Consider the following 13,251-nt stretch of genomic DNA (forward strand, 5'->3'; position numbering starts at 1 on the left):
CTTCCTGTGTCAGCGGCTCGGCGTGCGGGACGCCAATCGGATGCGTCGGACAGCAGCGGTGACGCCGAGCCCGACCAGTATAGCGGTGACCGTGACGACCACGAGCGGCACGGTGCCGTACAGCAGGGTGTCCTGCGTGGGCAGCAGCGGCGAGGCCGCGCGCTCGACGGTGTCCGCGGGGGGCAGGGGCTCGACCTCGACGGGCTGGACGGTGGGCTGCGGCTGCGGTTCGCTCTGCGCCCGGCGGTAGATGCGGATCCAGTCCGACAGGCTTCCCATGGGGTTCGCCGAGACGAGCGGCACGGCGTCTCCCACGGCGGCAGCGGCATCCACGAGCCCGTAGCCGTACAGCGGGTCGGGCACGCCGCGCTGCGCCGGTGCGGGGGTGGCGGTGCGGATGATGCGGTTGATGACGTTCGCCGCGTCCAGCTCCGGATGGGCCGCGCGCACCAGGGCGGCCACCCCGGCCACGATGGGCGCTGCGCCGCTCGTGCCGTTCCAGCGCACCAGCCGGCCGTCGGCGGACACCCCCACGAGCTCCTCGCTGGGCGCGGAGACCCCGATCGTGATCCCCTGGGTGGACGCCTCGATGCTCGCCCGCCGCTGCGGGTCGACGCCCGCGACCGTGAGCACGCCCGGGATCGTGGCGGGGGCGCCGACGCGCGTGGTGCCGCTCCCCCGGTTGCCGGCGGCGACGACGACGACGACGTCGTTGTCGAACGCGTACGTGAACGCCTCGTCCCAGCTGGTGTCCCAGTCGGGGGTGTTGGTCGTCAGCGACAGGTTGATGACATCGGCGCCGTTGTCGACCGACCAGATGATGGCCTCGGCGATCTGCTCCGAGAACGGCACCGGCGAGACGGTCCCGAAACCCACCGACACCGCCAGCAGCTCCGCTTGGGGCGCGACGCCGATCATGCCCTCGCCGGGTCCGGTGCCCCGCCCCGCGGCGAGCGAGGCCACCCAGCTGCCGTGGTTGGCGTCGACGGCGCCCACCGGCATCCGGCCGTCGGGCGAGCCGACCTGCGAGACGTCCGTGCCGCCGACGACCGCGCCGTCGAACTCGGCCGGCCCGCGGCCGATGCCGGTGTCGATCACGGCGATGCGCACGCCGGCGCCGCGGGTGACCTCCCACGCGTCGGCGATGCCGTACTCCTCGAGCCAGTACTCCGCAGCGCGGACCGGATCCTCGTCCTTCTCGGGCTCGGGCGTCGCGGCGGCGGCCGGGGACGCCAGGGCGAGGACGACGGCCACCGCGGCCGCCACCGCCGGCGCGAGCCTCATCCGGCCGTCCCGGGCTCGGCGCACGTGCAGCGCTCGGGCGACCACGCCCCCCGCGCGAGGGCCAGATCGCCGATGGGGTTCACCCCGGGACCGGCGGCCAGAGCGTGCGCGGCGAGCGCGTGCAGGCACTTCACGCGCGTGGGCATCCCGCCCGCCGAGATGCCGTCGACCTCGGGGACGTCGCCGAACCCGGCCCGGTCGGCCAGGTAGGCCTCGTGCGCCGTGCGGTAGCCGGCCGCGATGTCGGCGTCCTCTTCGAGGAGCTCGGTGAACTCCCGCATCACCTGCGTGGCCTCGAGGGCGGACATCGCCGCCGTCGCACCGGGATGGGTCAGGTAGTAGAAGGTGGGAAACGGCGTGCCGTCCGCCAGGCGCGGAGCCGTCGCGGCCACCGTCGGGTTGCCGCACACGCAGCGGGCGGCGATACCCACCACGTCCCGCGCGGGGCGGCCGAGCTGCTGACGCAGCACGGCGAGATCGGCGTCGGACACGGCGTCGAAGGGCGGGGTGCTCACCCGGCAAGGGTAGTGCCGCAGGCTGTGACGGCCCTGCATCGCGGCGGGGTCACCCCGAGGGCGTCGGCGTGGGGGCCGGCGTCGGATCGGGGACGCCGACGGTGACCTCGACCGCCTGCGTCGCCAGTCCCGCCTCGGTCACCGAGCGCACGAGCTGGCCCATCCAGTCCGTGCGGGTGGCCTGGACGTCCTCGCTCACGGCGGCGAGGTCCTGGGGCACGCGCTCGGGCGGCAGGTCGTTGTCGACGAGATAGACCACTTCGCCCGGCCGCACGTAGTACAGCCGCTCGCGCGCCTGCGTGGTGATGTAGGCGGGATCCCGCCACCGGTCGCGCTGGGATTCCAGGTCGGCGACCTCGTCCCGCGTGAGCTGCACGCTCTCTTCGAGCGCGGCGAGCTGCTGGCGCTGGCCGACATAGGTGCCGACGGTCGGGACGAGCACGAGGGCGGCGAGGACGACGAGCCCCAGCATGATCATCATGAAACCCGACAGACGGATGCCGCCCAGCCACGCCCGCGCATCGACGGGGCCCCGCCGCGTGGGGCCGGAACGCCGAGAGGGGGGAACAGGACTCTTGGCCATGCTCCCCCCTCTCGTGTCGGTCCGTGACCGCCCGGAGGCGATCGTCAGCTGCTGAAGCGCGGGAAGGCGGCGCGGCCGATGAACGTCGCGGCGTCGCCGAGCTCCTCTTCGATGCGCAGAAGCTGATTGTATTTCGCCACGCGCTCGCTGCGGGCGGGCGCGCCGCTCTTGATCTGACCCGCACCGGTCGCCACGGCGAGGTCCGCGATCGTGGTGTCCTCGGTCTCGCCGGAGCGGTGCGAGAGCATCGCGGTGTAGCCGGCGCGGTGGGCCATGTCGACGGCATCCAGGGTCTCGCTGAGCGTGCCGATCTGGTTGACCTTCACCAGGAGCGAGTTGGCCACGCCGCGCTTGATGCCGTCGGCCAGACGCTGCGGGTTCGTCACGAACAGGTCGTCGCCGACGAGCTGCGTCTTGGTGCCGAGGGCGTCGGTGAGCGCCTTCCAGTTGTCCCAGTCGTCCTCGGCGAGGGCGTCCTCGATGGTGACGATCGGGTAGTCGTTCACCAGGCCCACGTAGTACTCGGTGAGCTCGGCGGCGGTCCAGTCCTTGTTGTCCAGGCGGTACACGCCGTCGTTGAAGAACTCCGTGGCGGCGACGTCCAGGCCCAGGGCGATCTGGCTGCCGGGGGTGAAGCCGGCCTTCTCGATGGCGCGGACGAGGAAGTCCAGGCCCTCGCGGTTGCTGGGCAGGTCGGGGGCGAAGCCGCCCTCGTCGCCGAGGCCCGTGGCGAAGCCGGCGGCCTTCAGCTCGCCCTTGAGGACGTGATAGACCTCGGTGCCCCAGCGCAGCGACTCGGCGAAGGAGTCCGCGCCGATGGGGGCGAGGAAGAACTCCTGCATGTCGATGCCGTTGTCGGCGTGCTCGCCGCCGTTGATGACGTTGAACAGCGGCACCGGCAGCACGTGGGCGTTGGGGCCGCCCAGGTAGCGGAACAGCGGCAGGTCGGCGCTGTCGGCGGCGGCCTTGGCCACCGCCAGGCTGACGCCCAGGATCGCGTTCGCGCCGCAGCGCGACTTGTTCTCGGTGCCGTCGGTCTCGAGGAGGATCTCGTCGATGACGCGCTGCTCGCTGGCGTCGACGCCCTCGATGGCCGGGCCCAGCTCGTCGATGACGGCGGCGACGGCCTTCAGGACGCCCTTGCCGCCGTAGCGGCTCTTGTCGCCGTCGCGCAGCTCGTACGCCTCGAAGGCGCCCGTCGATGCGCCCGAGGGGACGGCGGCGCGCTGGACGATCCCGTCGTCGAGCAGCACCTCCACCTCGACGGTCGGGTTGCCGCGCGAGTCCAGGATCTCGCGTGCGCCTACAGCCTCGATCAATGCCACAGGATGCTCCTTGCTTGTGGAGGGGGGTTCGAAGGGAGCTTCGTCGGTCCGTGAAGAGTCTAGTGATGACGGATGCCGGCGCCACCGGCATCCGTCATACGAGGCGCGCGATGGCGATGCCGTCGTAGCCCTTGCGGTCGAGCGTCTGCAGCGCCGTGGCGTCGAACCGGGGGTCGCGGCCCAGCATCTCGAGCCCGCGCTGGGTGCCGATGACATCGGAGCGCTCGGTCGCGGGGTTGGCGACCTCTCCCCCGCGGCCGATGTTGTCGATGACGACGACGGTGCCGCGGTGGCCGAGGCGGGCGGCCCAGTCCAGGTAGACGGTGTTGGACTCCTTGTCGGCGTCGATGAAGACCAGATCGAACGGCTCGCCGCCCTCGAGCGTCGGCAGGACGTCGGCGGCCCGCCCGCGGCGGATCTCGACGCGGTCGGCCACGCCCGCCCGGCGCAGATTGGCCAGTGCCACCTCGGCGTTTCGCGGCTCGGCCTCGATCGTCACGACGCGCCCGTCGTCGGGGACGGCGCGGGCCAGCCAGATCGTCGAATACCCGCCGAGAGTGCCGATCTCGAGCACCCGGCGCGCGCCGCTGATGAGGGCGAGCAGGTGCAGCAGCTTCCCGTTGACCGGGGCCACCTCGATCGCCGGCAGCCCCGCGGCGTTCTGGTCCGCCACCGCCTGCTCGAGGGCGTCGTCGTGTCCGACGAGGGTCTCGGTGAGGTACGCGTCGACGCGGCGGGCGAGCGTCGGATCAGGATCGGCCATGGCTTCAGCCAACAAGGCGCTCCGCGGCCGCGTCAAGCCCGCCGTCGGCGCGTTCGCCGCGGGCGGCGGCGACCACGGCGGGCAGCAGCGCCTCGGCGGTGCGCCGGTAGCCGAGGGCGCTCGGATGGAACCGGTCCAGGCTGAACATCTCGTCGGGGCGGGCCGCGAACTGCTCGCCGACCGCGTCGCGCAGCGACACCGGGCGGGCCCCGGCGCGCAGGGCCACGGCCGCCTGCGCCGCGGCGAGCTGCCGCGACATCCGCGCCCCGAGGGTCCGCAGCGGCTGCGGAACCGCGCGCAGCGCCCCGAGGTCGGGGCACGTGCCCACCACGACCTCGACCCCTATGCCGCGCAGCCGCTCCACCGCCTCTCGCAGCAGGCCGGCGGCCGCCGCGGTGGGCACGCGATGGGTGACGTCGTTGCCGCCGACGACGACGACCGCCACGTCCGGGCGGTAGTCCGCCGGCAGCGCGTCCAGCTGGGCCGCCAGGCCCGCGGACTCCGCCCCCACCACCGCGGCGGTGCGCAGCCGCACGGGGCGGTGGCAGCGCCGGGCCAGCCCCTTGGACAGCCGCCCGCCGAGGGTGTCCTTCGGGCGCGGAGCCCCGAGACCCGCGGCGATGGAGTCACCCACCAGCAGCAGGTCCAGCGGCTCGCCGCCCAGCGCCGGCCGCCACACGCGGTCGGCGTCGGGGGCGAGCTCGCCCAGCGGCTTGCCGATCCGCCGGCGGGCCAGCGCGGCCTGGCGCCGCAGCACCTCGCGAAGGAGGGCCGCGCCGCCGGCGAAGAGGCCGCCGATGCCCGCGACGGCCAGGACGAGTCGAGGCGCGCGCATGCGGCGATTCGATCGGATGCCGGTGAACGCCGCGTAGCGCGACGGTGACGCCCCACGGCGAAAGGCCGGCGGCGCGCCCCCGTCATCGCGGCGCGCTAGGGTTCGGCCGTGACCACCCCCTCTCTCGCCCGTCGGCTCGGCCTCGGCGACGCCGTGTTCATCGGCCTCGGCTCGATGATCGGCGCCGGCGTGTTCGCGGCGTTCGCCCCGGCGGCCGCGGCGGCGGGGACGGGCCTGCTGGTCGGCCTGGCGCTGGCGGCGATCGTCGCCTTCGGCAACGCCACCTCATCTGCGCAGCTGGCCGCGGCCCACCCCACGTCGGGCGGGACGTACGCCTACGGGCGGGCGGAGCTCGGGCCGTGGTGGGGGTTCGCCGCCGGATGGGGCTTCGTCATCGGCAAGACCGCCAGCTGCGCGGCGATGGCGCTGACCTTCGCCGCCTACGCCGCCCCGGCCGGGTGGGAGCGCCCGGTGGCGGTGGCCGCCGTCGCCGCCCTCGTCACCGTCAACTGCTTCGGGGTGACTCGCACCGCTGCGCTCACGCGCGCGATCGTGGTCGTGGTGCTGGCGGGCCTCGCCGTGGCCGTGGCCGCCATGGGGGCCGCGCCCCGGGCCGACCTCGGAGCCGTCTCGTCGCTGTGGAGCGGCGGCGCGTACGGCGTGCTCCAGTCCGCCGGCCTGCTGTTCTTCGCCTTCGCCGGCTACGCCCGCATCGCCACCATGGGCGAGGAGGTGCGCGAGCCGGCGCGCACGATCCCGCGCGCGATCGTGCTGGCCTTCCTCGGGGCGGTCGTGGTGTACGCCGTCGTCGGCGTGTCGGTGCTGACGACGCTCGGCCCGGCCGCGACGGCGGCCTCGACGGCGCCGGTGGCCGACGCCGTGGCCGCCTCGGGCTGGGCGTGGGCCGAGCCCGTCGTGCGGGTGGCGGCGTCGGCCGCGGCGCTCGGCGCCCTGCTTGCGCTCATCGCCGGCATCGGGCGGACGAGCTTCGCCATGGCCCGCGAGGGCGATCTGCCGCGGGTGCTCGCCGCGGTCCACCCGCGGTGGCGCGTGCCCCACCGCGCCGAGATCGCGGTCGGGCTGGTGGTGGTGATCCTGGTGTCGCTGGTGGATCTGCGCGGTGCGATCGGGTTCTCGTCGTTCGGGGTGCTCGGGTACTACCTCGTGGCGAACATCGCCGCATGGCGGCAGAGCGGCGACGCGCGCCGCTACCCGCGCGCCCTGCAGGCCGTCGGAGCGATCGGGTGCGCCGTGCTGGCCGTCACGCTGCCGTGGCAGAGCGTCGCCGCCGGCGCGGCCGTGATCGCCGTCGGCCTGGTCTACCGCGCCGTCAGGCTGCGGCGGACGGCGTGAGCCTCACGCGAGCGGCTTGATCTCGAGGTCTTCGCGCGCCGCGCCGGCCGACACGGTGGCGAAGGCCCCGTAGCCGTCCGCGGCCGAGCGCTCCAGCAGGGCCTTGAGGTTCTTCGTGCGCTGCTCCAGCCGCACCCGGTAGCCCTCGCCCACCAGCCGCGCCTTGAGCGCGAGCAGCTCGTCCACCCGCACATCGCGCTCGTGGACCAGGACGACCGCCGACGCCGCGGACGCGGCATCCTGCTGGATGAGCTCGACGATGCGCTCGAAGCCGATCGAGAACCCCACCGCCGGGACGTCCTGCCCGAGGAAGCGGCCGATCATGCCGTCGTAGCGGCCGCCGCCGCCCAGCGAATACGGCACCGAGGGGTGGGCGAGCTCGAAGATCGTGCCGGTGTAGTAGCCCATCCCCCGCACGAGGAACGGGTCGAAGACGAGCGGCGGCGCTCCCCCGTCGCGCGAGGCGGACACGGCCTGCCCGATCCCCGCGAGGTGGGACACCACGTCGTCGGGCACGCCGTCCGGCAGCGCCGCGCGGATCGAGGCGTCGCCGAACGGCGCGCCCCCCGCCTCGGGGCGGGCGAGGAAGGCCTCGAGCGCGGCGACGGCCGCCTGATCGGCACCGCGGCCGGCGAGTTCGGCGACGACGCCCTCGGGGCCGACCTTGTCGAGCTTGTCGATCGTGATGAGGACTCCCGGTCGCTCCTCCTCGGCGAAGCCGAAGCGTCCCAGCATCCAGTCCAGCACGCGCCGGTCGTTGACGCGGACACTCGCGTCGTCCAGCCCCAGCGCGTCGACGGCGTCGAGGGTCGCCACGATCAGCTCGGCCTCCGCGCGCGCCGAGGCGTCGCCGATGATGTCGATGTCGCACTGCACGAACTGGCGGTAGCGGCCCTTCTGCGGGCGCTCGGCGCGCCACACCGGCGCCATCTGCACCGCCCGGAAGACCGGCGGAAGGGCGGCGCGGTTCGTGGCGTAGAACCGCGCGAGCGGCACCGTCAGGTCGTAGCGCAGGCCCAGGTCGGTCAGCGCCGAGGGGTCCTCGGCGGCCGCGCGGATCGCGTCGGCATCCAGCCCCCGCTTGAGGATGTTGTAGGCGAGCTTCTCGTTGTCGCCGCCGATCCCCGCGTGCAGCCGGCCGTGCTCCTCCATGACGGGCGTCTCGATCTCGTCGAACCCGTGCGCGCGGTAGCGCTCGCGGATGACGGCGAGGACGCGCTCGCGGCGGGCCTTGTCGGCGGGCAGGAAGTCGCGCATGCCGCGCGGCGGGTTCACGGGGGGCACCGGATCAGTCTTCCAGATCCGCATCCCCGCGCTCGGCGGCCTCGGCCGCGCGCACGTCCTGCTGCAATGTGCGCAACCGCTCCCGCAGCGCCCGTTCGGCGTCCCACCCGTGCGCGCGCGCCGCGGCGGCGAGGGCGAGGAGCGCCTCGCCCAGCTCGGCCTCGGAGGACGGCGCCCCGTCGGCGGCGGGTGCGGCGACGCCGACCTGGCCCGCCTTGCCCAGCAGCTTCTGGGCGAGGGCGAGGGACGGCATCCGCTCGCTGACCCCGTCCAGGACGCTCGTGCGAGCGTGCTTCTCGGCGGCCTTCGCGGCGTTCCAGTGGACGAGCACCTCTTCCGGCGTGCGGGCGACCTCGCCGGCGAACACGTGCGGATGCCGGCGGATCATCTTCTCGCTCAACCCCCGCGCCACGTCGTCGATGCCGAACGGCGCCTCGGGGTCGCGCGAGGCGATCTCGGCGTGGAACAGCACCTGCCACAGCAGGTCCCCAAGCTCCTCGCGCAGCTCGTCGCGGGTTCCCGCCTCGACGGCGTCGATGAGCTCCGCCGCCTCCTCCTCGAGGTAGGGCACGAGCGCGCGGTGGTCGATCTGCTGCGTCCACACGCACCGGTCGCGGACGGCACGCATGACCTCGGCGGCCTCGCGCAGCGGATCGGTCACTGCATCGCCGCCTCGAGGCGGCGGTAGTGCCACGCGCGCCACGAGACCAGGGCGGCGGCGAGGGCCAGCGAGATCGTCGATCCCGCCAGCACGCCGAGCGTCGCCTCGTCGCGCACGAGATCCTGACCGGCGAAGGCGAGCTCGCTCAGCAGCAGCGACACGGTGAAGCCGATGCCGCCGAGGGCGCCGGCCGCCAGCAGGTCGGTGAAGGCCAGATGGGGCGTCCCGCCGCCGCGGTTGCCGATCCGCAGCGAGAGCCAGCCGAAGAGCGAGATGCCGACGATCTTGCCGACCGGCAGCGCGACGACGATGCCCCAGAAGGCGGGCGAGAGCTGGGCGGGCGAGACCTGCGGGATCACTACGAGCGCAGCCGAGAAGGCGAACAGCGGCAGCACGAGGGCGTTCACCCACGGCTCCAGCACGTGACGGGTTCGCAGGGCCGGCTGCTGGCTCATCGCCAGGCCGAGGGCGACACCGGCGATGGTCGCGTGGACGCCCGACAGGTAGGTCAGCGCCCACGCCAGGATGCCGATGACGATGAGGGCGACCGTGATCGGCACGCGACCGCCGGTGTCGAGCTTGCGGCTGAGGAAGCCGAAGAGCACCACCAGCAGCGCCGCACCGCCGAGCATGGCGTAGTTCACGTCGGTGGTGAACAGCACGGCGATGAAGACGATGCCGACGATGTCGTCGAGGATCGCCAGCGCGAGGAGGAACACCCGCAGCGCCGGCGGCAGGCCGCGGCCGAAGACGGCGAGCACGCCGAGCGCGAAGGCGATGTCGGTCGCCGTGGGGATCGGCCAGCCGTCGGCGGCGTCGGTGCCCCACGCCAAGGCGAGGAAGAGCGCGATCGGCACGAGAACGCCGCCGGCGGCGGCGATGGCCGGCTGGATCGCCTTCTTGGCGGAGTTGAGCTGACCGTTGGTCAGCTCGAACTGCAGCTCGACGGCGACGACGAAGAAGAACAGCGCCAGCAGGCCGTCCTTGATCCAGTGCGACACCGACAGTTCGAATACGCCCGGGATGCCGAGATAGGTGTGCATGAGATCGTCGACGCCGCCGCCGAGGGGCGAATTGGCGACGATCAGGCCGAGGGCCGCAGCCGTCAGCAGGACGATGGCGGGGAAGCGCGCAGAGCGGAACAGGGACATGCGGTCCTTCCGTGTGTTCGGGGATCGTGCGGGCCGCAGCCCGCCGCCGACCAGACTTCCCGGCACACCGATCCACGAGTCTAGTGGGCCCACCTGAGCAGACCCCGCATGAGTCGATCGATGACACCCGGCACGTCGGCGCGGCCCGGCGGCGATACCGTGGAACCTATGCGTGAACCCACCCGAACCGAAGCGATCGATCTCGTGGGACGATTCGAGGCCGGCCAGGAGATCCCGGAGCGGATGCGCGCCGACGTCCGCATGCTCGGGTCGCTGCTCGGACGCGTCCTGCGCGAGAGCGGATCCCCCGGCCTGTTCGAGGACGTCGAGCGCCTGCGGGTGGCGACGATCCAGGCCTACACCGACGCCACTCCGGCCGCCGTGGAGCGCGCCGAGGCGATCGCGAACTCCTTCTCGGTGTCCCGCGCCGACGAGGTCGCGCGGGCCTTCACCGCCTACTTCCACCTGGTGAACCTCGCCGAGGAGCACCAGCGCGTGCGCATCCTGCGCGAGCGCGACGGCCGCCCCGGCCGCGAGGAGGCCACGGACTCGGTGGCGGCGGCCTTCCTGAAGCTGTCGGCCGAGGTCGGCGACGACACCGCCCTGGCCCGCCTGCAGTCGCTGCGGTTCCACCCCGTCTTCACCGCCCACCCCACCGAGGCGCGCCGCCGTGCGGTGTCCTCGAGCGTGCGGCGCCTGTCGACCCTGCTCGAGGAGCACGATGCGTCGCTGCGAGGCGGCGCGGACGAGCGCCGCGCCGAGCGCCGCATGCTCGAAGAGATCGACACGCTGTGGCGCACCGCTCCGCTGCGCGCCGAGAAGCCCACCCCCACGGACGAGGTGCGCGCGGTGATGGGGGTCTTCGACGAGACCCTGTACACCGCCATCCCCCACGTCTACCGGCGTATCGACGACGCCCTCCAGGGGCCGGCGGCCGGCAGCCGCGCGCCCGTGGTGCGGCCCTTCGTGCGCATCGGCTCGTGGGTGGGCGGCGACCGGGACGGCAACCCCTTCGTCACGGCATCCGTCACCCGCAAGGCCGCGAAGATCGCCAGCGAGCACGTGCTGCTGGGCCTCGAGGCCAGCGCCAACCGCATCGGGCGCACCCTCACCCTGGATGCCGCGTCCACCCCGCCGAGCCCGGCCCTGCTCTCGCTGTGGCATTCGCTGCGCGCCGCCGACGAGGACGCCGCGGACGAGATCGCCAAGCGCTCCCCCAACGAGCCGCACCGCCGCATCCTGCTGCTCATCGCGCGCAAGATCGCCGCGACGCGCACCCGCGACGCCGACCGCTCGTACCGCTCGCCCGACGAACTGCTGGCGGACCTGCGCACCGTGCAGGAATCGCTGACGGCAGCGGGAGCACCGCGTCACGCCTACGGGCACCTGCAGCAGCTGCTGTGGCAGGTGGAGACCTACGGCTTCCACCTGACCGAGCTGGAGGTCCGCCAGCACTCCGCCGTGCACGCCAAGGTGCTGGCCGAGCTCGACGAGCTCGCGCGCACGGGATCCGGTCAGCGCAGCGAGCTGGTCGACGAGGTCCTGGACGTCTTCCGCTCCGTCGCCTTCCTGCAGGAGCGCTACGGCCCCCGGGCCGCCGGCCGCTACATCGTGTCGTTCACGCGGTCGGCGGAGGATCTCGCCGCCGTCCACCGCCTGGCCGCCTACGCCGCAGGCCCCGGCGGGACCCCTCCGGTCCTGGACGTCATCCCCCTGTTCGAGACGTTCGCGGACCTGCAGGCCGCCCCCGACATCCTCGCCGAGATCGTCCGCCACCCCGCCTTCGCCGACCGCCTGGAGCAGACCGGCCGCCGGCTCGAGGTCATGCTCGGCTACTCCGACAGCTCGAAGGACGTCGGCCCGGTCGCCGCCAACCTCGCGCTGTACACCGCGCAGGCGAAGATCTCGCAGTGGGCGCGCTCCGAGGGCATCGAGCTCACGCTCTTCCACGGCCGCGGCGGCGCCCTCGGCCGCGGTGGCGGGCCGGCCAACTCCGCCATCCTCGCCCAGCCGCCGCACTCGGTGGACGGCAGGTTCAAGCTCACCGAGCAGGGCGAGGTGATCTTCGCCCGCTACGGCGACCCCGCCATCGCGATGCGCCACATCGATCAGGTCGCCGCCGCCGTGCTGCTGGCCTCGGCGCCCTCGATCGAGGAGCGGAACTCGGCCGCGGCCGAGCGGTTCTCGCGGGTCGCCCAGGTGATGGACACCGCCTCGCGGGAGCGGTTCTTCTCGCTCGTGAAGGCCCCGGGCTTCGCGCCCTGGTTCGCCCAGGTGACCCCCATGGAAGAGATCGGCCTGCTCGCCCTCGGTTCGCGGCCCGCCCGCCGCGGCCTGTCGGTGGAGTCGCTCGAGGACCTGCGGGCGATCCCGTGGGTCTTCGCGTGGACGCAGGCGCGCATCAACCTCGCGGGCTGGTTCGGCCTGGGGACCGCCCTGGACGCGGTGGGCGACGAGGAGCTGCTGCGCGAGGCCTACGCCGAGTGGCCGCTGTTCCGCACGATGATCGACAACGTCGCGATGAGCCTCGCCAAGGCCGACTCGCGCATCGCCCGCCGGTACCTGCTGCTGGGCGACCGCGACGACCTCGCCGAGCTCGTCATGGGCGAGATGGAGATCACGCGCGACTGGGTCGTCCGCCTCACCGGCGGCACGCAGCTGCTGGGCAACAAGCCCGTGCTGCAGCGCGCGGTGAAGATGCGGAGCCCGTACGTCGACGCCCTGTCGCTGCTGCAGCTGCGCGCGCTCCGGGCGCTCCGCGACGCCGCCCGCGACAGGCAGGAGCCGGACCCGGAGCAGCAGCGCCTGCTGCTGCTGTCGGTGAGCGGCGTGGCTGCGGGTCTTCAGAACACCGGCTGAGGGCTATCAGTCCACGCGACGGTCGTGCTGGTGCCGGGCGAGGCTGCGCCCGTAGCGCTCGGTGAGCTGCACCATCAGATCGGGCGTGGAGCGGTCCAGCCCGAACACGTAGCCGGGGAAGTCCAGCTCGCGCTGGGCCGCCCCGATCTCGTCGTGGCGGTCCGGCGAGAGGATCTGCGGCGGCTCGCCGATGGCGACCCACCCGATCGGCACCACGGTGTCCTCGGCGAGCGTGGTGCGCAGGTGCACGACGGCGTTGATGCGCACCTCGCTGCGGGCGCCGATGCGCGCGCCGTTGAAGACGCGCGTCCCGGTGGCCAGGAACACTTCGTCGCCGATGACGGCGCCCGAGATGCTCGCCATCGGCCCGACGAGAACATGATCGCCGATGTGGACGGGGTTCGTCGCGGTCGCCCGGATGAGGGCGTTCTCCATCACGATGACGTTCTCGCCGAGGGTGATCGCGCCGCCCTCGGCGGTGATCACCGCGCCGTGCAGCACCTGGCAGTCGGGGCCGATCTCGACGTCGCCGCTGACGACGGCGGTCTCGGCGACGACGGCGGTCGGATGGATGCGGGGGGCTGCCCCCACGTGCTCGAATCGCATGCGGCCTCCTGACGGTGCCGTCAGCGTATCGG

Annotated in this window: 12 protein-coding genes; 2 read left to right on the plus strand and 10 right to left on the minus strand. The window is 73.5% G+C overall.

Annotated elements, in window-relative coordinates; all coding sequences use genetic code 11:
• Nucleotides 1-9: 9 nt before the first annotated feature.
• The 6 genes from ACYVF4_RS03060 to ACYVF4_RS03085 all read right to left on the minus strand — a co-directional run bounded on the left by ACYVF4_RS03060 (nucleotide 10) and on the right by ACYVF4_RS03085 (nucleotide 5,305).
• On the minus strand, nucleotides 10-1,284 hold the full coding sequence (locus ACYVF4_RS03060) for a S8 family peptidase (RefSeq protein WP_460719601.1): 1,275 nt from the start codon (nucleotides 1,282-1,284) through the stop codon (nucleotides 10-12).
• Complete coding sequence (locus ACYVF4_RS03065; RefSeq protein ID WP_460719603.1) at nucleotides 1,281-1,799, minus strand: DUF501 domain-containing protein; 519 nt, start codon at nucleotides 1,797-1,799, stop codon at nucleotides 1,281-1,283. The genes ACYVF4_RS03060 and ACYVF4_RS03065 overlap by 4 nt, the downstream gene beginning before the upstream one ends.
• A 49-nt stretch (nucleotides 1,800-1,848) precedes the next feature.
• Nucleotides 1,849-2,382: a septum formation initiator family protein gene (locus ACYVF4_RS03070; protein ID WP_460719605.1), complete on the minus strand. Its 534-nt coding sequence runs from the start codon at nucleotides 2,380-2,382 to the stop codon at nucleotides 1,849-1,851.
• Nucleotides 2,383-2,426: 44 nt separating this feature from the next.
• Nucleotides 2,427-3,707, minus strand: a complete 1,281-nt coding sequence (gene eno, locus ACYVF4_RS03075; protein WP_460719607.1) for a phosphopyruvate hydratase — start codon at nucleotides 3,705-3,707, stop codon at nucleotides 2,427-2,429.
• 94 nt (nucleotides 3,708-3,801) lie between these two features.
• Nucleotides 3,802-4,470: an O-methyltransferase gene (locus tag ACYVF4_RS03080; RefSeq protein ID WP_460719609.1), complete on the minus strand. Its 669-nt coding sequence runs from the start codon at nucleotides 4,468-4,470 to the stop codon at nucleotides 3,802-3,804.
• Between the two features lie 4 nt (nucleotides 4,471-4,474).
• Complete coding sequence (locus tag ACYVF4_RS03085; protein WP_460719611.1) at nucleotides 4,475-5,305, minus strand: SGNH/GDSL hydrolase family protein; 831 nt, start codon at nucleotides 5,303-5,305, stop codon at nucleotides 4,475-4,477.
• 108 nt (nucleotides 5,306-5,413) lie between these two features.
• On the opposite strand from ACYVF4_RS03085, the gene ACYVF4_RS03090 reads away from it, so the two are divergent.
• Nucleotides 5,414-6,658: an APC family permease gene (locus ACYVF4_RS03090; protein ID WP_460719613.1), complete on the plus strand. Its 1,245-nt coding sequence runs from the start codon at nucleotides 5,414-5,416 to the stop codon at nucleotides 6,656-6,658.
• Nucleotides 6,659-6,661: 3 nt separating this feature from the next.
• Here the strand turns inward: ACYVF4_RS03090 and hisS are convergent, their stop codons facing one another.
• Genes hisS through nhaA form a run of 3 tightly spaced genes read right to left on the minus strand, consistent with a single transcriptional unit; the run spans nucleotide 6,662 to nucleotide 9,754 of the window.
• Complete coding sequence (gene hisS, locus ACYVF4_RS03095) at nucleotides 6,662-7,915, minus strand: histidine--tRNA ligase (RefSeq protein WP_460720746.1); 1,254 nt, start codon at nucleotides 7,913-7,915, stop codon at nucleotides 6,662-6,664.
• 31 nt (nucleotides 7,916-7,946) lie between these two features.
• Nucleotides 7,947-8,570, minus strand: a complete 624-nt coding sequence (locus ACYVF4_RS03100) for a nucleoside triphosphate pyrophosphohydrolase (RefSeq protein WP_460720748.1) — start codon at nucleotides 8,568-8,570, stop codon at nucleotides 7,947-7,949.
• 29 nt (nucleotides 8,571-8,599) lie between these two features.
• Entirely contained in the window at nucleotides 8,600-9,754 is a 1,155-nt protein-coding gene (gene nhaA, locus ACYVF4_RS03105) for a Na+/H+ antiporter NhaA (RefSeq protein WP_460719615.1), read from the minus strand.
• A gap of 168 nt (nucleotides 9,755-9,922) precedes the next feature.
• Here nhaA and ACYVF4_RS03110 point away from each other — a divergent pair, with 168 nt between their 5' ends.
• Entirely contained in the window at nucleotides 9,923-12,613 is a 2,691-nt protein-coding gene (locus ACYVF4_RS03110) for a phosphoenolpyruvate carboxylase (RefSeq protein ID WP_460719617.1), read from the plus strand.
• 6 nt (nucleotides 12,614-12,619) lie between these two features.
• Here ACYVF4_RS03110 and ACYVF4_RS03115 read toward each other — a convergent pair whose 3' ends face one another.
• Nucleotides 12,620-13,219, minus strand: coding sequence for a gamma carbonic anhydrase family protein (locus tag ACYVF4_RS03115; RefSeq protein WP_460719619.1), 600 nt, complete (start codon nucleotides 13,217-13,219; stop codon nucleotides 12,620-12,622).
• Between the last annotated feature and the right edge of the window lie 32 nt (nucleotides 13,220-13,251).

This window comes from Microbacterium aureliae, assembly GCF_054780155.1.